Below are 16,388 nucleotides of genomic sequence, written 5' to 3'. Positions count from 1 at the left end.
ATTTGCATTCGCAGATGGTCCCCCTTCCCGTGCCGGGTAGGAATGTAACAGCGGGAGATATCCAATGCGGAGATGCATGGCTGCAGGGCTGCTCGCCCTGCTGACGGCGGCGTGCGCCCTGGACGCGCAGAGCCGGCTGCCGATGGGCGCCGTGATGGTGGCGGCGCAGGATCGCAATGGCGATGGCGCGCTGGATGCCGCCGAAGTGCAGGCGATGGTGGAGCGTGCCTTTCCGCCCGCGACGCTGATCGGCGGGTTCTGGGACGGGATCCGGACGGGCCTGATCGCCGCATATTGGGCGCACGATCTGGATCAGGACGGCCGGCTGCGGCCGGCGGAGTTGGCACGATGAAGTGGTTCGGGCGGAAGGCCGCGCGTGAAGGCCAGCGGCCGGCGCTGGCGCGGGGCGGCTGGGGCAGCTTCGGCGACTGGCCGCGCAGCTATGAAGCGCAGCTGCGCGACGGCTATTGCCACAATCCGGTGGCGCAGCGGGCGGTGCGGCTGGTGGCGGAAGGCGTGGGCGGGGCCCCGCTGGCGAACGCCGACCCCGAGCTGGTGGCGCTGGTTTCGGCGCCATCGGGCGGGCAGCGGCTGCTGGAGACGCTGGCGGCGCAACTGCTGCTGCACGGCAACGGCTATGTACAGCTGCTGACCGACGGCGAGGGACGGCTGCGCGCCTTGTATGCGCTGCGACCCGAGCGAGTGAGCGTGGAGCCCGACGCGGGCGGCTGGCCGATCGCCTATCGCTACCGCGTCGGCGAGCATGTGACGCGGCTGGCGGCGGAGGATGGCGGGCAGCCGCAGATCGTGCATCTGCGCGCCTTCCACCCCGCCGACGATCATTATGGGCTGGGCTGCCTGGACGCGGCGGCGGGCGCGATCGCGATCCACAATGCGGCGACGCGGTGGAACAAGGCGCTGCTCGACAATGCGGCGCGACCGAGCGGGGCCCTGGTCTACGACCCCGGCGACGGATCGGCGCTGGCCCCGGACCAGTTCGCGCGGCTGAAGGACGAGATGGAGGCGGGGTTTGCCGGCGCCGCCAATGCCGGGCGGCCGATGCTGCTGGAAGGCGGGCTGAAATGGCAGGCGATGAGCCTGACGCCCGCCGACATGGATTTCGTGGGACTGAAGGCGGCGGCGGCGCGCGAGATCGCGCTGGCGTTCGGCGTGCCGCCGATGCTGCTCGGGCTGCCGGGCGACACCGCCTATGCCAATTACCGCGAGGCCAACCGGGCGCTGTGGCGGCAGGCGATCCTGCCGATGGCCGAGCATCTGCTCGGCGGCCTGTCTCGCGGGCTGGCGCCCTGGTTCCCCGAGGCGCGGCTGGCCGTGGACGTGGACCGGGTGCCGGCGCTGGCCGAGGACCGCCAGCGGCTGTGGCAGCAGGTGAGCGCGGCCGATTTCCTGAGCGACGACGAGAAACGCAAACTGGTGGGGTTGTCATGACCGATGGGACGATGTTGGCCCAGCTGATCGAGCAGGCCGAGAGCGAAGGTGCCGAACTGGCGACGCTGCGTGCGATCGCCGAGGAAGCGGGAGACATGGGCGCAGGCCGGGCGCTGGCCCGGCTGGGCCTGGAGGATGGCGGCGCGGCCAAGGACATGACCGAGCTGCGCGAGCTGCTGAGCGCGTGGCGCGACGCCAAGAAGTCGATGATCAAGGCGGTGATGCAATGGGTGGGCCGGATGGTGGCGGCGCTGGTGCTGGTGGCGCTGGCGATGCGGCTGGGCTTTCCCGGCTGGCTGAAATGAGCGTGCGCTTCGCCGGCTATGCCGCGGTGTTCGATGCGGTGGACCGCGGCGGGGACGTGGTGCGGCGGGGCGCGTTCGGGCCGGTGCGGGCAGTGCCGCTGCTATGGCAGCATCGCGGCGCGCCGGTCGGCAGAATCGAGGCGATCGGCGAGGATGCGCGCGGCCTGCGGGTGATCGGCCGGGTGGAGGATCCGCGGCTGGCGTCGCTGGTGGCAAAGGGCGCGGTGGCGGGGCTTTCGTTCGGCTATCGCGTGCAGGCGGCGCGGGCGGGGCGCGTGCGCGAGCTGACCGCGCTTCAGCTGATCGAAGTGAGCCTGGTGGCGGAGCCGATGCAGCCGCTGGCGCGAGTGCACGCGGTCGGCTGAACTTTTTCGGGATGTTGGAACGAGTTGCCGGGCGGACAGCGGTTCGCGCGGGGCTTTCACGTGGGAGACGAACATGGACGAACTGGAAACGAGCTTCGAACAGGCGGCGCTGCCGCCGGTGCGGCCGATGCTGGCGGGCGGCCGGCCGGCGACGAGCATGGCGTTCGACGGCTATGTACGCGGCGGCGTGGAGACCAAGGCGCTGTCGGGCGCCAGCGGGGCCGAGGGCGGCGTTGCGGTGCCGCGCGAGATCGATGCTCGGATCGACGCGACGCTGAAGGCGATCTCGCCGCTGCGCGCGATCGCCAATGTGGTGAAGGTGGGGACGAGCGGATACCGCAAGCTGGTGGCGAGCGGCGGCTTCGACAGCGGCTGGGCGGCGGAAACGGCCGCGCGGCCGATGACGGCGACGCCGACCTTCAACGAAGTCGCCCCGCCGTTCGGCGAGCTTTATGCCAATCCGGCGGCAAGCCAGGCGATGCTGGACGACGCGATGTTCGACGTGGAGGCGTGGCTGGCCGACGAGATCGCGCGCGAGTTCGCCGTCGCAGAGGGCGCGGCGTTCGTGAACGGCAGCGGCGTCAACCGGCCCAAGGGGTTCCTGGCGTCGACGACCTCGAGCGCGGGGGACTCGGCACGCCCGTTCGGCACGCTGCAATATCTTGCGATGGGCGCGGCGGGCGCCTTCGCTGCCAATCCGGAGGAGAAGCTGATCGACCTCGTCCAGGCGCTGCGCGCACCTTATCGCCAGGGCGCGAGCTGGGTGATGAATTCGGCGACGCTGGCGCGGATCCGGAAGTTCAAAACCAGCGAGGGCCAGATGCTGTGGCAGCCGGGCCTGGCCGCGGGGCAGCCGGCGACGCTGCTCGGCTATCCGGTGGTGGAGGCCGAGGACATGCCGGACATCGCCGCGAACAGCCTTGCCATCGCGTTCGGCAATTTTCAGGCCGGCTATCTGATCGCTGAGCGCGGCGAGACGCAGCTGCTGCGCGACCCCTATTCGAACAAGCCGTTCGTCCATTTCTACGCGAGCAAGCGGCTGGGCGGCATGGTGAGCAATTCGGAGGCGATCAAGCTTCTGAAATTTTCCGCCAACTGAGCCGGGAGAGCGAGCATGGCAGACCAGTTCGCGAACAGCGCCGACCAGGTGGCGGCGCCGGCGACAAGGGCGGTGGCGGTGGTGCCGAGCGACACGGTGCCGCTGCCCGACATCCCCAAGGGCCTTTATGTCGGCACCGGTGGGACGATCACACTGCGCGGCGTGAACGGCGGCGCGGATACGGTGTGGAAGAACGTGGCGAGCGGCAGCATCCTGCCGCTGCGCGCGCAGTTCGTGCGGGCGACGGGCACCAGCGCGGCCGACATGCTGGCGCTCTATTGATGGACGGGCTTTCGCTTTCCATCCCGGCGGCGGCGCGCAGGCGCGCAGGCCCGCCGACGGCACCCTCCACCCGCGTCGACCGCACCACGAGCACGGTGGATTCGACCCTGCGCACCATCGACAGGAGCTAAGCGTGGCCAGACAGACCATCAACGTGGGTGCCGCCGCCAATGACGGCACCGGCGATACCGAGCGCGCCGCCTGGATCAAGGCGAACGCGAATTTCGACGAGCTGTATGCCGGACGCAACAGCCTGTCTGTCGTCGTCAAGACGGCGAACCACGCCGTTGCGGCGGCGGAGTTGGGTCGGCTGTTCGTAGGCGATGCGGCGTCGGGCGGGGTGATCTTCACCCTGCCCGGTGGCAGCGGCCTGAGCGCGGGCGACCAGCTGCACGTCCGCAAGGGTGACGCATCGGCCAACCGCGTGACGCTGCGCGACGGCAGTACCGACATCGCCTGGCTTTCGGCGCAGCATGACTGGGCGGCGGTGTACTGGACGGGTGCCGGCTGGGTGCCGCTGCGCTGGGGCATCGCGCCGCTGCGCGCGAGCTTCGTCAGTTCGGGCACGAGCAGCCGGCCGCCGCTGGCCACTGCGTTCGACGTGCTGGCGGTGGGCGGCGGTGGCGGCGGCGGATCAGGCTGCTCTGGCGCCACCGCAACGGTCCGGACCGGCGGCGGTGGCGGCGCGGGCGGCGCCGTGCATGCGCTGACGCTGCCCGCCGCCGCCCATGGCGCCGCGGAAAGCGTGACGATCGGCGCCGGCGGCGGCGGCGGTGCGAGCCGCACCGGATCCGGTGGGGTTACCGGCGGCACGGGCGGTACCACGCTGCTCGGCACCCTGGTGAGCGCGGCTGGCGGCGCCGGCGGGGTGGGCGGCTATACCGCCGGTGCCGCTGGCGGCGCGGCCCCAAGCGGCACCTTCGGCGCGGCGGGCGCGGGCAGCGCATCGATACCCGCCGGCGCCGCGGCACAGGGCGCGGCTGGCATCACCGGCGGGGGCGGGGCGGGCGGCAGCCTGGATGCGGCGAACGCGATCCGCGCGGCATCGAGCGGCGGCGCCGGATCCACCCATAGCGGCACGAACAGCGCGAGCGGCACCGGCGGGACGGGCGGTGCCGGTGGCGGCGCAGCGAATCCGCTGGTGCAGATCGGTGGCGGCGGCGGTGGCGGTGGCGCTTCCGGCCAGAACAGCGGTGCCGGCACGGCCGGCGGCGCGGGTGGCGATCCGGGCGGCGGCGGTGGCGGCGGCGGCGCGTGCGACAGCGGCTTCGCGTCGGGCGCGGGCGGCAATGGCGGGCGCGGCGAGCTGCGCCTGACCTGGTATTTCGGCTGAGGAGGAAGCGATGGCGGTCTATCGCGTGATCGAGGCAGACGTGGTGGTCAATCGCATCGAGTGGGACGGCGAGACGCCCTATGACCCCGGACCCGGGCGGCAGCTTGCGCGCGAGGACCCCGACTCCGTGCCACCACCCCAAGACCCCGAATAGCCCCCGGCAACAGCAGGAGACAGGACCATGGACGCACCGCCCTTTCCGGCGGCGGCGATCGAAGCCGCGCGCGGCACGATCAAGGCATATCTGCGCATCGAAGGCAGCAGCGAGGACGCGGCGATCGACGCGGCGGCACGCACCGCGCTGGCGCTGGGCGAGGCCTTTACCGGCATCGCCTGGATCGCGCGCGAATGGCAGGCGATGCTGGCGCGATCGGGCCAATGGCAGCGACTGCCGCAGGGGCCGGTGACGGCGATCACCAGCGTGGCGGCGCTGGCGAACGACGGCAGCGCGGCGGCATTGCCGATCGAAGCCTATGCCATCGACATCGACGCGCGGGGCGAAGGCTGGGTGCGCATCGCCGCACCCCATGGCGCGGCCCGCGTGCGGGTGCGGTTCGTCGCGGGCGCGGCGACCGGTTGGGCGGACGTGCCGCCGCCCCTGGCGCACGGCATAGTGCTGCTGGCCGCGCACCAACTGGAGGGGCGGGCGATCAGCGCGGCCCCGCCGGCGGCGGTGGTGGCGTTCTGGCGCCCCTGGCGGCGCGTGCAGCTGGGCATCGGAAGGCGAACGGCATGTTCGGTCGATTGAACGCCCGGGGCGAAGCGATCGGCCGGGCCGCCGCTACCGAGGCGGCGATGCGGGTAGCCGAACGGGTGCGCGAGGCCGCACCGGGGATCGAGGTGGATGCCGGCGCTGCGGAAGTGACGCTGCGTGGGCGCGGATTGTGGCGGCGGTGGCTGGCGGAGCCGTCGCTGCGCTGGGTGGGAGGGCTGTTGCGATGACGCCGCAGGACGCGATCACCGGCGCCCTGCGCACGGCGCTGCTGGCCCATCCATCGATCGCCGGCACGGTGAACGGCGTGTTCGATGCCGATCCCGGACGCACGCCGCGGCCGTATCTGCTGATCGAGGATCCGGTGCTGATCGACTGGAGCACCAAGGACCAGCCGGGCCGGGAGGGCCGGCTGAGCGTGCAGGTGCGCGACAACGGCGCCGGGCGCCAGCGGCTACGCACGCTGGCGGGAGCGGTGGAGACCGCGCTCGCGGCGCTGCCCCCGGCGATCGGCGATGGCTGGCGGATCGCCAGCCTGGTGCTGCTGCGCAGCCGCGTGGTGGCCGAGGGCGACAGCCGGGTGACGGCGGTGATCGAGTTTCGGGTGCGGATGCTGCGCGCGGGGTGAAGGCTGTGCCCCAAAACCCTCCCCGTACCGGGGCGGATTTTTACGAACAGGAGATGACGATGGCGGCGGAGAAGGGAAGTGCGTTTCTGCTGAAGATCGGCAACGGCGCGGTGCCGGTGGTCTATGCCACCGTGGCGGGGCTGCGCACGACGCAGCTTTCGGTGAACGGCGAAGCGGTGGCGATCACCAGCAAGGATTCCGGCGGATGGCGCGAATTGCTGTCCGGCGCAGGCGTGCGATCGGTGAGCGTATCGGGTGCGGGGGTGTTCACCGGATCGGCGGCCGAGACACGGCTGAAGGCAAATGCGCTGGCCGGTGTGCTCGACGAGTATCGGCTGAGCTTCGAGAGCGGCGAGACGATGACCGGGCGCTTCCTGGTGACGCGGCTGGACTATGCCGGCGATTTCAACGGCGAGCGCAGCTACACGCTGGCGCTGGAAAGCTCCGGCCCGGTGGTGAGCGCATGAGGGGCACGGCCAATGCGGCGCGCGGCGAGGCGATGCTGCGCGTAGGGGGCGCGGCGCTGGTGCTGCGGCCGAGCTTCGAGGCGCTGGTGGCCGCCGAAGCCGAAGTGGGGCCGCTGTTCGCCCTGGTGGAGCGGGCCGCCGCCGGGCGGCTGGCGCTGGGTGAGTTGGTGGCGCTGTTCTGGCATTGCCGGCACGACGCACCCGAGGCGCTGACGCGCGATGCCTTTTCGGAGGCGGTGGTGGCGGCCGGGCTGGCTGCGGCCACCCCGGCGCTAAAGACGCTGATCGGCCAGATCCTGGCCGGGCGATGACGTGCTTTTCGGAGCGGGCGGCGCAGCTGGCGGGCATGACGGGACTGGCGTTCGGCTGGTCTCCCGACGCCTTTTGGCGCGCAACGCCGGCCGAGCTGGCGGCGCTGATCCGCGCGGCGGCCGGGGAAGCGGGCGAACCGCTGACTCCCGACCTGCTGGCGCGATTGCAGGAGCAGTTTCCCGATGGATGAGGAAATCGAAAGGCTAGTGGTATCGGTGCGTGCCGATACCGCCGGCTTCGCGCGCGACGTGGAGGCGATGCGCGGATCGCTGGAAGGCCCGTTCGAGGCCGGCGTGGATCGGGCGGGTCGCTCGCTGGAGACCACGTTGCTGCGGGCGGCGCGGACCGGCCGGATCGGCTTTGACGATCTGCGCAGCGTGGCGGTGCGGGCGATGGACGAGATCGCGCGGGCCGCGATCGGCATCGCCATCCCGTCGCTGGGCATCGGCGGACGCAGCAGCGGGCTGGTCTCGCTGCTGGGCGGGCTGCTGGGCCTGCCGGGCCTGCCGGGCCGCGCGACGGGCGGGCCGGTGAGCCCTGGCCGCCCTTATTGGGTGGGCGAGCGCGGGCCGGAACTGTTCGTGCCGACCAGCGCGGGGCAGGTGGCGCCGACGGTGCAGGGCGGCGCGCGCGCGGTGCGGGTGGCGATCACCGTCAACGCGGCGGCCGGTGAGGCCCCGCAAGCGCTGGCGCAATCGAGTCGTCAGGTGGCGCGTGCCGTGCGATCGGCGCTGGCGGGGCTCGACTGATGGGCTGGTGGCTTGCCGAGCAGCGGCGCGGCCAGGCCGAAGACGTGGTGAAGCGATTCGATCCGGTGTTCTGGACGGTCGATTTCCCGCGCCCGATGTTGGCCAGCGTAGTGACGACGGCGGCGGATGCCCTGCGCGTCGACCTGACCTTTTACCGGTGCAGCGACCTGGCCGGGCTGATCTGGGCGGCGGAGGACCGGTGGGATCACCCGCTGCTCGCCTATGCGACGCGCCGCGACTTTAGGGCGTGCCGGCTGCGATTCCGCTGGCGGTCGTCGGGCGTGATCCCGCTGGATGCGGTGCACGGCCCCGTGCTGACGATCGAGGGGCGCGACGCGACCGGCACGCCGCGCAGCTGGTATGTGCGGCTGTGGAACTATGCCCAGGGCACGGCCGAGGATGCCGTGGTGGCGATCGACTTCGCCACGGTGGCAGGCGGCTTCCTGCTGCCGGGCGAGGCCGACCCGGTATGGGCGGGCGATATCGACCGAATGTTCGTATCGCTGGTGCCGCCGGGCTATGCCGAGGGCGATGCGGCACCGCTGGCCGCGCCGGTGGAGGCATGGGTGGAGCTGACCGGCATCGCTTGTGACGGGCCGGGATCGGTGCTGCCGATCGGCGCGGCGGTGGTGCCCGAACATGGCCTGCGCATCGCGACAGGCTATGACGATGGCTACAACCTGACGCCGGCGCGGCTGCTGCGTAATATCCTGCACCTCGGCTATCGCGGCGACATTCTCCATTACGTGGGCATGAGCCATTATTTCCGGCTCGAGGCGCACGGCGACGGCCTTTACGCGAGCCTCGCGGGCGGCGTGCTCGCGGGCCCCTGCGCGGCGTGGCACCGCGATTTCGCGCGGCGGGCCAAGGCGCTGGGGCTGGGGGTGATCTGGTCGCTGAGCTACGAGCTGCTCGACCAGCATTGCTGGGGCGACTGGAAGCAGCGGGCGGCGGATGGCAGCCCGGCACAGACCGGATGGAGCCCGCCTTCGACGCTCCTCTCCCCCGCGCATGGCGGGGCGATGGCCTATCTGCGTGCGGTGGCACTGGCGTTTGTGGGGATCGCGGAAGATGCGGGCCTGGCAGTGCGGTTCCAGATCGGCGAACCCTGGTGGTGGGTGATGGCCGATGGACGGCTGTGCATTCACGACGCCGCAGCCAGGGCGGCGCTGGGCGATCCCGCGCCGCAGAACCTGCGGGAGCCGGTGGATCCGATGGTGCTGGATGCGGCGGGGGCGCTGCTGGCGGCGTCCACGTTCGCCTTGCGCGATGCGGTGAAGGCACGGGCGCCCGGCGCGGAGGTGCTGCTGCTCGCCTATCTGCCGACGGTGCTCGATCCGGCAATGCCGGAAGCGAAGCGGGCGAACCTGCCGATCGGCTGGGCGTCGCCGGCGTTCGATGTGCTGCAGCTCGAGGATTATGACTGGGCGGCCGCGGGGAATGCCGCCGCCTCCGAACGGGCGGTGGCGGCGGCGGAGAGCCGGCTGGGCTATCCCGCGGCCCGGCAGCATTATCTCGCCGGCTTCGTGCTGCGGCGCGAGGACAAGGACCAGTGGCGCGGCATCGCCGAGGCGGCGGCGCGCGGGCGCAGGCGCGGGGTGGCGGCGACCTATGTATGGGCGCTGCCCCAGGTGCTGCGCGACGGCTTCATCCATTTCGACCAGGAGGCGGCGATGACGCCCTTCGACGATGTGTCCTTTCCCCTCGCGCTGGGGCGCGAGGCGGAGGTGGCGCCGGAAGTTTCCACCGCGATCGTGACCAGCGCGGGCGGGGCCGAGCGGCGCAACGCGGAATGGGCGGAAGCGCGCACCCGCTATGATGTGGGGCCGGGCGTGCGATCCGAAGCCGACATCGCCGAACTGCTCGGCTTTTTCCGGGCGAGGATGGGGCCGGCGCGGGGTTTTCGCCTGCGCGATCCGTTCGATTTCGAAGGGCGGGATGTCACGATCGGCACCGGCGATGGCGTGGAAGCGCGGTTCCCGCTGGTGAAGCGGTACGGCGCGAGCGTGCGGCGGATCACCCGGCCAGTGGCAGGGACGGTTTCGGTGCGGCTGGACGGGGTGGCGACCGCGGCCTTCTCGCTGGGCGAGGGCGGGGTGGTGACGCTGGACGCGGCGCCGGCGGCGGGCGTGCGGGTGAGCGCCTCCTTCCTGTTCGACGTGCCGGTGCGCTTCGCGGAGGACCAGCTGCGGGTGAGCCGGGCGACCTTCCTGGCGGGCGCGGCAGCATTGGTGCCGCTGGTGGAGATACGCGAATGACCTGGCTGGAGGGAGCGCTCACCACGGTCACGCTGTGCTGGCGGATCGAGCGGCGTGACGGCGTGACGATCGGCCTGACCGCGCACGACCGCGACCTGTGGATCGACGGGCTGCTCTATCGCGCCGCACCGGGGATGACGCCGAGCGCGATCGAGCGCAGCGCCTCGCTTGAGGCGGATGCGATGGACGTGCGCGGCGTACTCGCCAGCGACGCGATCCGCGAGGAGGACCTGCTGGCCGGGCGCTGGGACGGCGCGCGGGTGGCGATCTTCGCGACCGACTGGACCGCGCCGGGGGAGACGATCTCGCTGGGCGAGGGCGTGCTGGGCGCGATCGAGACGCGCGACGGCGCGCTGACCGCCGAGCTGCGTGGGGCGACCGCTGCGTTCGAGGCGCCGGTGGTGGAGGCGACCTCGCCCGATTGCCGCGCGACTCTGGGCGATGCGCGCTGCGGGATGGACCTGGCCGGGCGGCGGCGGTTCGCGCGGGTTGTGGCGGCCGACGACGTCGTGCTGACGCTCGATGCCGCCGAGCCCGAAGCCAATGCCTATGGCGGGGGGCGGCTGCGCTGGTTCGGCGGCGCCAATGGCGGGCTGGCCGACGGTATCGCCGCATCGGACGGGACGACGGTGACGCTGCGCCTGCCGCCGCGGTTCGACGGCACGGGGGCGCTGGTCGAGCTGATCCAGGGGTGCGACGGGCGGATCGAGACCTGCGCGGCGCGCTTCGGCAACGCGGCGAATTTTCGCGGCGAGCCCTATCTGCCCGGCACCGACCTGCTGACCCGGTATCCCGGCGGATGAGCGGGGCGAGCGGGCTTGCGGAGGCGCGGGCAGCGATCGGCGCGCGCTTCCGGCTGCACGGGCGTGACCCGGCGACCGGGCTCGACTGCGTGGGGCTGGTGGCGCTGGCGCTGCGGGCGCAGGGGATGCGGGCGGCAACTCCCGACGATTATGCGCTGCGCACCGGCGATGGCGCGCTGGCCGCCGGGGCGTTGCAGCGCGCGGGACTGATGCCGGTGGAGGATGCCATGCCGGGCGACGTGCTGTTGCTGCGGAGCGGACCGGGGCAGCTCCACCTGGCGATCGCGGGCGAAGAGAGCATCGTGCACGCCGATGCGGTGCTGCGCCGCGTCGTTGAACGCCCGGGCGCGCCGCCCTGGCCGATCCTTAGCTGCTGGCGCTTTCTGCAAGGAGAGGAATGATGGCGACGATGGTATTGACCATCGCCGGCGGCCTGATCGGCGGGCCGCTGGGGGCGGGGCTGGGCGGGCTGATCGGCAACACGATCGACCGCCAGCTGCTGCGGCCGGGCACCCGCGAAGGGGCGCGGCTGGCCGACCTGCGGGTGCAGACGTCGAGCTATGGCACGCAGATCCCGAAGCTGTTCGGCAGGCTGCGGGTGGCGGGATCGATAGTCTGGGCGACCGACCTGATCGAGCATCGCGCGAGCGAAGGCGGCGGCAAGGGGCGGGGCGCGACGACGGTGTACAGCTATACCGCTTCGTTCGCCGTAGCGCTTTCGGCGCGGCCGATCCTGCGCGTCGAGCGGATCTGGGCGGACGGCAAGCTGCTGCGCGGCGCGGCCGGCGACTTCAAGGTGCGCACCGGCTTCCGCCTCCATCGGGGCGACGAGGACCAGGCCGTCGATCCGCTGATCGCATCGGTGGAAGGCGCGGCGATGGCGCCGGCGCATCGCGGCATCGCCTATGCCGTGTTCGAGGATCTCGAGCTGGCGGAGTTCGGCAACCGGATCCCGCAACTGAGCTTCGAAGTGGTTGCCGATCCGGCGCCGGTACCGCTGGGTGCGATCGCCGCCAGCCTGGCGGACGGCGTTGACGGCGAGACGCTGGGGCTGCCGGTCACCGGCTTTTCGGCGCAGGGAGCGACGATCGGTTCCGTGCTGGAGACCATCCTGGCGGCGAGCGGCGGCTGGCTGCGCAGCGATCCGGCGATGCTGCGCCTGATCGCAGGGCCGGGCACCGCCGATCGCTGGCCGGACATGGGGATGGCGCGCGGCGCGAGCGGGCCCGGGCTGGGCGCTCGGGCGATCGCTGCCGCCGCGAGCGCGCCGCGCCGGGTGTGCGTCGGCTATTATGATGTCGCCCGCGACTATCAGGCGGGGATGCAGCAGGCGTGCCGCGACGGCGCCGGCGATCGCGAGGCGCGGATCGAACTGCCCGCGGTGCTGGATGCGGACGCGGCCAAGACGATTGCCGCCGCCGCGCTGTTGCGCGCCGACATCGGCCGCGAGCGGCGCACGATCAGCCTGAGTTGGGACGCGCTGGCCGTCCGCCCGGGCGCGCGGATCACGATAGAGGGCGTGGCGGGGCAGTGGCGGGTCGACCGCTGGACGCTTGACCGCATGATCGTGCGCTTGGAGTGCGTGCGGATCGCGCAGGCGCCGCGCGCCAGTGGCGCCAGCCCGGGCCGTGCGGTGGACGCGCCGGACGCGCGCCAGGGTGCCACGATCGCCTACTGCTTCGAGCTGCCGCCGTTGGACGACAGCCCGGCAACGCGACCGCGCCTCGCGCTGGCGGCGGCGGGAACGACGGCCGGATGGCGCCGGGCGACGCTTTCCTACAGCAGGGACGACGGCCGGACCTGGGAACCGGCCGGGGGCACCGCCTATCCCGCGGTGCTCGGCACGATCGTTCAGCCGCCCGGCGCATCGCCGGCCGCGCTGGCAGATACCGCCAGCGTCGTGATCGTCGACCTGGCGAACGACGCGATGTTGCTGGCCAATGCCGACGACAGGGCGATGGACGCGGGCGCCAATCTGGCGATGCTGGGGGAGGAACTGTTGCAGTTCGGCCGGGCCGAACCGATCGGTGCACGGCGGTGGCGCCTGTCGCGCCTGTGGCGCGGGCGGCGGGGAACCGAGGGTGCGATCGGTCGGCAGGATCCCGGTGACCATTTTGTGCTGCTGGCGCGCGATACGATCAAATTGCTGGAGCTGGATGTCGCGATCGGCGGGCGCGTGCAACTTCTGGCGCAAGGCGTCGCCGACTTGGGCGATGTCGCGCCGCTTGTCGCGCAGGTTTCGGGCATCTCGCTGCTGCCGCCCGCGCCCGTGCAGCTGTGCGCCACGCGGCAAGGCACCGACCTGCTGCTGCGCTGGACGCGGCGGAGCCGCACCGGCGGCGCCTGGCAGGACGGCGTGGATATCCCGATCGGCGAACAGAGCGAAGCCTATGCGATCGAGATCGAGTCCGGCGGTGCGATCCAGACGCTCGTCAGCGCGGCTGCGAGCGCGACGATCGCCATGGCCGGGCTGCACTATCCGCTGACGGTGCGCGTCCGGCAGATCGGTACGCATGGCCGTTCCGCCGCGGCGACGCTTCTGCTTTCCAGTTCGGGAGACCTGCAATGACGACCGCTTCCACTGCCCGCTTCGACTTGCCGTTGCTGGAGCCGGGACAAGCGCAGAAGGAGATGTTCCACAACGAAGCGCTGGTGCGGCTTGATCTGCTCAGCCACACTGTGGTGGAATCGGGACCGATCGACGTCCCGCCCGCCGCGCCGGAGCCGGGGCAATGCTGGCTGATCGGCCCGGCACCGAGCGGCGCGTGGGAGGGACGCGCCGGCTGTCTGGCCGGCTGGACCGCGGCCGGATGGCGCTTTGTTGCGCCGCGGGAGGGTTTGCGCATCTGGATCGCGGAAACTCAGTCTCCCGCGCAGTTCGTCGCAGGGCAATGGTACCAGGATAGGACCTATGGAAAAGTTTTTATCCAAGGACGTCAGGTAGTTGGCGAAATGCAGCCGGGAATCGCGGAACCGAACGGCGGGGTAACGGTTGACCAGGAAGCGCGTAGAACCATCTCTGCGGTGCTGGACGCGTTGCGCGTACACGGTTTAATCGATGCTGGATAAGCTGTGACGATCATGCAACAGTCCGCAGATTTGTGCGCTTGCACCGAAACTTTGGTTTGAGTAGTGAGTTTGGGCTGTCCGTAAGGACGACCATGAAAGGGGATTATAATGCGGAAGCTTGCCGTCACTTTGGCACTTGCCACGACCGCGCTGAGCACGCCCGCCTTGGCCCGCGACGACGCGTGGTACGTGGGTGTCGAAGGCGGTGCGATGTTGGTTGAAGACATCCACTTTGATGCTGGCAGCAGCAAGGACGCTGTCACGCAGAACAACCATGTCGGCTATGACGTGGGCGGGAATGTCGGCTACGACTTCGGCCCGTTCCGTGCAGAAGCCGAAGTAAGCTATCGCCGCGCTCGCGTCGACAGCGCTCGCACTTCCATCCCGACGGCCATTCGCTTGGCGAGTGGCGCTGCGTCGACGACGCCGGCTGGCGCCTATGAGCAGGCGAGCGGCAACACCTCGGCCCTGTCGTTCATGGTCAACGGCATGTTCGACTTCGGTGAGGACACGGGCCTGCAGGGCTTTGTCGGCGGTGGTGCGGGTGTCGCCCGCATCAAGGACCGTCTGCGTCTCTCCGGTCCGGCCGATACCGTCAACGACTCCGACACCGTGTTTGCATGGCAGGCCATTGCCGGCGTCCGCGCGCCGGTGACCCGCTCGATCGACGTGTCGCTGAAGTATCGCTTCTTCAACGCGCCGGACGTGAAGCTCGTCGACATCGGTGGCAACCAGTGGAGCGGCCGTTACCGGTCGCACAGCCTGCTCGCAGGCTTGACGTTCAACTTCGGTGCGCCTGAGCCCGTCGCTGAGCCGGCTCCGCCGCCCCCGCCGCCGCCGCCCGTCGCCGAGCCGGCCCCGCCGCCTCCGCCGCCCCCGGCGCCGGAACCCAAGGTCTGCACGCCTGGGCCGTACATCGTGTTCTTCGACTGGGATAAGTCGGACGTCACGCCGGAAGCCGCGAGCATCCTGGACAATGCGATCAGCAACTATGCGGATTGCAGCAACACCCAGGTGATGCTGGCTGGCCACGCCGACCGTTCGGGTGCGGCGAGCTACAACGTCGGTCTGTCGCAGCGTCGTGCCGACTCGGTCCGCGCTTACATGACCGGCAAGGGCATCCCGGCTGGCGTGATCTCGACCGAAGCGTTCGGCGAAAGCCGCCCGCGCGTCGAGACTGCCGACGGTGTCCGCGAACTGCAGAACCGTCGCGTGGAAATCACCTACGGTCCGGGTTCGGGCATGTAAGAGCTGCCAACCCGCGAGGGATGGACGCAAGCAGGGGAGGCCGGGTAACCGGCCTCCCTTTCTTTTTGTGCGAACCGCAACGTGACGCCAGTTGCTGCAGCGGTTGTGAAAGCTTGGCGTTTACCGCAGCGTGGCAGCGATGACGCTGCACCTGACCGTTCCCGACACGCCGACCGACCAGCACCGCATGGCGGTGCTCGATCCGTTGCGGTCTTATAATATCGCAAAGGCGGGCGAGCCCCGGTCCGCGCCCGTGGCCGTTCTGCTGACCGACGAGGCCGGAAACCATGTCGGCGGACTATGGGGCAAATGCGCCTATGACTGGATGTTCGTCGAATATCTGGCGGTACCGGAGGCGCATCGCGGCAGCGATTACGGCACTGCGCTGATGCAGCGCGCCGAGGCGATCGCCCGCGAACATGGCTGTGTCGGCATCTGGCTCGATACCTTCTCGTTCCAGGCGCGCGGCTTCTACGAAAAGCTGGGCTTCGAGCTGTTCGGCACGCTCGATGCGTTTCCCCCCGGCCACCAGCGCTTCTTCCTGCAGAAGCGATTGCGCTGACCGGCGCTCAGGCTTCGACTGCCAGCGCTGCCGCAAGCCAATCTGGGACGAGCGCGTCGCCGAGCGATTCGACCCGGCGCAGCTCGACCATCTTGCCGAGCGCGGGATAGCTGGCGCGGGTGCGGTCGCCCGGTTCGCCGAGCGGAGCAACGACCAGCCGGCGGTTCACCTTGGCGCGATAGTGCATGCGCGCGGTGTTCTCCTGGCCGACATAGCAGCCTTTGGTGAAGCTGACGCCGTTCAGTTCCTGGGCATTGCATTCCAGCCACAAGGTCTTGTCGCTGCCCAGCTCGGCCGGCCCTTCGGTCACGCCCTGGGCGAGCCGGTGCGCCTGCCAGGCGGCGCTGGCGCTGCCTCCCGACACGGGCGCGAGCCACCGATAGCCGAGCGCCGCGAGGCGGGGATCCGCCACGGCGCGCGCGCGCGGTGCGAGCGACCAGTGGACACCGGCATCGATCGGCTCGATGCTGATGGCCCGGCGGAGCCGGTACATGCTCAGCCGGCGGACAAGCGACTCCTGCACGGTGGCGTCGCAGTCGATCAGGATCGCATCGCCGTCCGCCCAGAGCAGGAAGTCGAACAATGCCTTGCCCTGCGGCGTGAGCAGCCCCGCCCATTGCGGCGTATCGGGCGTGACGCGGGCGAGGTCCTGCGTCAGCAGGCCCTGCAGAAATCCGCGAACATCGTCGCCGGTGAGGCGGAGCAGCGCGCGATCGTCGAGCCAGGTGCTGGTATCGTCCATGCCGA

The 16,388-nt window shown here is 71.0% G+C and carries 24 protein-coding genes; 23 read left to right on the top strand and 1 reads right to left on the bottom strand.

The window, feature by feature from the left end:
• Positions 1 to 76: 76 nt before the first annotated feature.
• The 23 genes from ACNFJ7_RS09890 (at position 77) to ACNFJ7_RS09780 (ending at position 15,641) form a co-directional block, all read left to right on the top strand.
• Positions 77 to 352 (top strand): hypothetical protein, encoded by a 276-nt coding sequence (locus ACNFJ7_RS09890; RefSeq protein WP_019370431.1) that lies wholly within the window; start codon positions 77 to 79, stop codon positions 350 to 352.
• Positions 349 to 1,449 carry a phage portal protein gene (locus ACNFJ7_RS09885; protein WP_019370430.1) on the top strand — a complete coding sequence of 367 codons (1,101 nt, stop codon included), beginning with the start codon at positions 349 to 351 and terminating at the stop codon, positions 1,447 to 1,449. Before ACNFJ7_RS09890 ends, ACNFJ7_RS09885 begins: the two co-directional genes overlap by 4 nt.
• Complete coding sequence (locus ACNFJ7_RS09880) at positions 1,446 to 1,754, top strand: DUF6127 family protein (RefSeq protein WP_019370429.1); 309 nt, start codon at positions 1,446 to 1,448, stop codon at positions 1,752 to 1,754. The genes ACNFJ7_RS09885 and ACNFJ7_RS09880 overlap by 4 nt, the downstream gene beginning before the upstream one ends.
• Positions 1,751 to 2,119, top strand: a complete 369-nt coding sequence (locus ACNFJ7_RS09875; RefSeq protein ID WP_019370428.1) for an HK97 family phage prohead protease — start codon at positions 1,751 to 1,753, stop codon at positions 2,117 to 2,119. The genes ACNFJ7_RS09880 and ACNFJ7_RS09875 overlap by 4 nt, the downstream gene beginning before the upstream one ends.
• Positions 2,120 to 2,192: 73 nt before the next feature.
• The gene (locus ACNFJ7_RS09870; protein WP_019370427.1) at positions 2,193 to 3,218 is read left to right on the top strand and encodes a phage major capsid protein; all 1,026 of its coding nucleotides are present in this window, start codon (positions 2,193 to 2,195) and stop codon (positions 3,216 to 3,218) included.
• 15 nt (positions 3,219 to 3,233) lie between these two features.
• Entirely contained in the window at positions 3,234 to 3,500 is a 267-nt protein-coding gene (locus ACNFJ7_RS09865; protein ID WP_019370426.1) for a spike base protein, RCAP_Rcc01079 family, read from the top strand.
• The gene (locus tag ACNFJ7_RS09860) at positions 3,500 to 3,631 is read left to right on the top strand and encodes a hypothetical protein (RefSeq protein ID WP_019370425.1); all 132 of its coding nucleotides are present in this window, start codon (positions 3,500 to 3,502) and stop codon (positions 3,629 to 3,631) included. Before ACNFJ7_RS09865 ends, ACNFJ7_RS09860 begins: the two co-directional genes overlap by 1 nt.
• Before the next feature lie 2 nt (positions 3,632 to 3,633).
• Positions 3,634 to 4,833: a hypothetical protein gene (locus ACNFJ7_RS09855; RefSeq protein ID WP_019370424.1), complete on the top strand. Its 1,200-nt coding sequence runs from the start codon at positions 3,634 to 3,636 to the stop codon at positions 4,831 to 4,833.
• 10 nt (positions 4,834 to 4,843) lie between these two features.
• Entirely contained in the window at positions 4,844 to 4,987 is a 144-nt protein-coding gene (locus ACNFJ7_RS09850; protein WP_019370423.1) for a hypothetical protein, read from the top strand.
• Positions 4,988 to 5,014: 27 nt separating this feature from the next.
• On the top strand, positions 5,015 to 5,581 hold the full coding sequence (locus ACNFJ7_RS09845) for a head-tail connector protein (RefSeq protein ID WP_019370422.1): 567 nt from the start codon (positions 5,015 to 5,017) through the stop codon (positions 5,579 to 5,581).
• On the top strand, positions 5,566 to 5,775 hold the full coding sequence (locus ACNFJ7_RS09840) for a hypothetical protein (protein ID WP_037513882.1): 210 nt from the start codon (positions 5,566 to 5,568) through the stop codon (positions 5,773 to 5,775). The genes ACNFJ7_RS09845 and ACNFJ7_RS09840 overlap by 16 nt, the downstream gene beginning before the upstream one ends.
• On the top strand, positions 5,772 to 6,173 hold the full coding sequence (locus ACNFJ7_RS09835; RefSeq protein WP_019370420.1) for a DUF3168 domain-containing protein: 402 nt from the start codon (positions 5,772 to 5,774) through the stop codon (positions 6,171 to 6,173). The genes ACNFJ7_RS09840 and ACNFJ7_RS09835 overlap by 4 nt, the downstream gene beginning before the upstream one ends.
• A 59-nt stretch (positions 6,174 to 6,232) precedes the next feature.
• The gene (locus ACNFJ7_RS09830; protein WP_026009286.1) at positions 6,233 to 6,640 is read left to right on the top strand and encodes a phage tail tube protein; all 408 of its coding nucleotides are present in this window, start codon (positions 6,233 to 6,235) and stop codon (positions 6,638 to 6,640) included.
• Positions 6,637 to 6,951, top strand: a complete 315-nt coding sequence (locus ACNFJ7_RS09825; protein WP_019370418.1) for a GTA-gp10 family protein — start codon at positions 6,637 to 6,639, stop codon at positions 6,949 to 6,951. Before ACNFJ7_RS09830 ends, ACNFJ7_RS09825 begins: the two co-directional genes overlap by 4 nt.
• Positions 6,948 to 7,142 (top strand): phage tail assembly chaperone, encoded by a 195-nt coding sequence (locus ACNFJ7_RS09820; RefSeq protein ID WP_019370417.1) that lies wholly within the window; start codon positions 6,948 to 6,950, stop codon positions 7,140 to 7,142. Before ACNFJ7_RS09825 ends, ACNFJ7_RS09820 begins: the two co-directional genes overlap by 4 nt.
• The gene (locus ACNFJ7_RS09815; protein WP_019370416.1) at positions 7,135 to 7,701 is read left to right on the top strand and encodes a hypothetical protein; all 567 of its coding nucleotides are present in this window, start codon (positions 7,135 to 7,137) and stop codon (positions 7,699 to 7,701) included. The genes ACNFJ7_RS09820 and ACNFJ7_RS09815 overlap by 8 nt, the downstream gene beginning before the upstream one ends.
• Positions 7,701 to 9,959 (top strand): DUF2460 domain-containing protein, encoded by a 2,259-nt coding sequence (locus ACNFJ7_RS09810; RefSeq protein WP_019370415.1) that lies wholly within the window; start codon positions 7,701 to 7,703, stop codon positions 9,957 to 9,959. Before ACNFJ7_RS09815 ends, ACNFJ7_RS09810 begins: the two co-directional genes overlap by 1 nt.
• Positions 9,956 to 10,762 (top strand): DUF2163 domain-containing protein, encoded by an 807-nt coding sequence (locus ACNFJ7_RS09805; protein ID WP_019370414.1) that lies wholly within the window; start codon positions 9,956 to 9,958, stop codon positions 10,760 to 10,762. The genes ACNFJ7_RS09810 and ACNFJ7_RS09805 overlap by 4 nt, the downstream gene beginning before the upstream one ends.
• Positions 10,759 to 11,163, top strand: coding sequence for a hypothetical protein (locus ACNFJ7_RS09800; protein WP_019370413.1), 405 nt, complete (start codon positions 10,759 to 10,761; stop codon positions 11,161 to 11,163). Before ACNFJ7_RS09805 ends, ACNFJ7_RS09800 begins: the two co-directional genes overlap by 4 nt.
• Positions 11,163 to 13,331, top strand: a complete 2,169-nt coding sequence (locus tag ACNFJ7_RS09795) for a phage tail protein (RefSeq protein WP_037513901.1) — start codon at positions 11,163 to 11,165, stop codon at positions 13,329 to 13,331. Before ACNFJ7_RS09800 ends, ACNFJ7_RS09795 begins: the two co-directional genes overlap by 1 nt.
• Positions 13,328 to 13,831, top strand: a complete 504-nt coding sequence (locus ACNFJ7_RS09790; RefSeq protein ID WP_019370411.1) for a DUF2793 domain-containing protein — start codon at positions 13,328 to 13,330, stop codon at positions 13,829 to 13,831. Before ACNFJ7_RS09795 ends, ACNFJ7_RS09790 begins: the two co-directional genes overlap by 4 nt.
• 108 nt (positions 13,832 to 13,939) lie before the next feature.
• Positions 13,940 to 15,079, top strand: a complete 1,140-nt coding sequence (locus tag ACNFJ7_RS09785; RefSeq protein ID WP_019370410.1) for an OmpA family protein — start codon at positions 13,940 to 13,942, stop codon at positions 15,077 to 15,079.
• A 139-nt stretch (positions 15,080 to 15,218) separates the two neighbouring features.
• Positions 15,219 to 15,641, top strand: coding sequence for a GNAT family N-acetyltransferase (locus tag ACNFJ7_RS09780; protein WP_019370409.1), 423 nt, complete (start codon positions 15,219 to 15,221; stop codon positions 15,639 to 15,641).
• A gap of 7 nt (positions 15,642 to 15,648) precedes the next feature.
• On the opposite strand, the gene ACNFJ7_RS09775 is transcribed toward ACNFJ7_RS09780, so the two are convergent.
• Entirely contained in the window at positions 15,649 to 16,383 is a 735-nt protein-coding gene (locus ACNFJ7_RS09775; protein WP_026009285.1) for a YgfZ/GcvT domain-containing protein, read from the bottom strand.
• Between the last annotated feature and the right edge of the window lie 5 nt (positions 16,384 to 16,388).

The organism is Sphingomonas sp. HT-1, assembly GCF_048568905.1.
In the GTDB taxonomy this organism is placed as follows: Bacteria; Pseudomonadota; Alphaproteobacteria; order Sphingomonadales; family Sphingomonadaceae; genus Sphingomonas.
This window is presented reverse-complemented; position numbering and strand designations above follow the sequence as displayed.

What these genes read in the sequence shown, in the direction of transcription:
- ACNFJ7_RS09850 (WP_019370423.1), top strand. Translation starts at nt 4,844, where the DNA reads ATGGCGGTCTATCGCGTGATCGAGGCAGACGTGGTGGTCAATCGCATC.
- ACNFJ7_RS09820 (WP_019370417.1), top strand. Translation starts at nt 6,948, where the DNA reads ATGACGTGCTTTTCGGAGCGGGCGGCGCAGCTGGCGGGCATGACGGGA.
- ACNFJ7_RS09880 (WP_019370429.1), top strand. Translation starts at nt 1,446, where the DNA reads ATGACCGATGGGACGATGTTGGCCCAGCTGATCGAGCAGGCCGAGAGC.
- ACNFJ7_RS09790 (WP_019370411.1), top strand. Translation starts at nt 13,328, where the DNA reads ATGACGACCGCTTCCACTGCCCGCTTCGACTTGCCGTTGCTGGAGCCG.
- ACNFJ7_RS09885 (WP_019370430.1), top strand. Translation starts at nt 349, where the DNA reads ATGAAGTGGTTCGGGCGGAAGGCCGCGCGTGAAGGCCAGCGGCCGGCG.
- ACNFJ7_RS09805 (WP_019370414.1), top strand. Translation starts at nt 9,956, where the DNA reads ATGACCTGGCTGGAGGGAGCGCTCACCACGGTCACGCTGTGCTGGCGG.
- ACNFJ7_RS09825 (WP_019370418.1), top strand. Translation starts at nt 6,637, where the DNA reads ATGAGGGGCACGGCCAATGCGGCGCGCGGCGAGGCGATGCTGCGCGTA.
- ACNFJ7_RS09890 (WP_019370431.1), top strand. Translation starts at nt 77, where the DNA reads ATGGCTGCAGGGCTGCTCGCCCTGCTGACGGCGGCGTGCGCCCTGGAC.
- ACNFJ7_RS09800 (WP_019370413.1), top strand. Translation starts at nt 10,759, where the DNA reads ATGAGCGGGGCGAGCGGGCTTGCGGAGGCGCGGGCAGCGATCGGCGCG.
- ACNFJ7_RS09785 (WP_019370410.1), top strand. Translation starts at nt 13,940, where the DNA reads ATGCGGAAGCTTGCCGTCACTTTGGCACTTGCCACGACCGCGCTGAGC.
- ACNFJ7_RS09840 (WP_037513882.1), top strand. Translation starts at nt 5,566, where the DNA reads ATGTTCGGTCGATTGAACGCCCGGGGCGAAGCGATCGGCCGGGCCGCC.
- ACNFJ7_RS09875 (WP_019370428.1), top strand. Translation starts at nt 1,751, where the DNA reads ATGAGCGTGCGCTTCGCCGGCTATGCCGCGGTGTTCGATGCGGTGGAC.
- ACNFJ7_RS09830 (WP_026009286.1), top strand. Translation starts at nt 6,233, where the DNA reads ATGGCGGCGGAGAAGGGAAGTGCGTTTCTGCTGAAGATCGGCAACGGC.
- ACNFJ7_RS09815 (WP_019370416.1), top strand. Translation starts at nt 7,135, where the DNA reads ATGGATGAGGAAATCGAAAGGCTAGTGGTATCGGTGCGTGCCGATACC.
- ACNFJ7_RS09795 (WP_037513901.1), top strand. Translation starts at nt 11,163, where the DNA reads ATGGCGACGATGGTATTGACCATCGCCGGCGGCCTGATCGGCGGGCCG.
- ACNFJ7_RS09780 (WP_019370409.1), top strand. Translation starts at nt 15,219, where the DNA reads ATGACGCTGCACCTGACCGTTCCCGACACGCCGACCGACCAGCACCGC.
- ACNFJ7_RS09810 (WP_019370415.1), top strand. Translation starts at nt 7,701, where the DNA reads ATGGGCTGGTGGCTTGCCGAGCAGCGGCGCGGCCAGGCCGAAGACGTG.
- ACNFJ7_RS09865 (WP_019370426.1), top strand. Translation starts at nt 3,234, where the DNA reads ATGGCAGACCAGTTCGCGAACAGCGCCGACCAGGTGGCGGCGCCGGCG.
- ACNFJ7_RS09845 (WP_019370422.1), top strand. Translation starts at nt 5,015, where the DNA reads ATGGACGCACCGCCCTTTCCGGCGGCGGCGATCGAAGCCGCGCGCGGC.
- ACNFJ7_RS09860 (WP_019370425.1), top strand. Translation starts at nt 3,500, where the DNA reads ATGGACGGGCTTTCGCTTTCCATCCCGGCGGCGGCGCGCAGGCGCGCA.
- ACNFJ7_RS09775 (WP_026009285.1), bottom strand. Translation starts at nt 16,383, where the DNA reads ATGGACGATACCAGCACCTGGCTCGACGATCGCGCGCTGCTCCGCCTC.
- ACNFJ7_RS09870 (WP_019370427.1), top strand. Translation starts at nt 2,193, where the DNA reads ATGGACGAACTGGAAACGAGCTTCGAACAGGCGGCGCTGCCGCCGGTG.
- ACNFJ7_RS09835 (WP_019370420.1), top strand. Translation starts at nt 5,772, where the DNA reads ATGACGCCGCAGGACGCGATCACCGGCGCCCTGCGCACGGCGCTGCTG.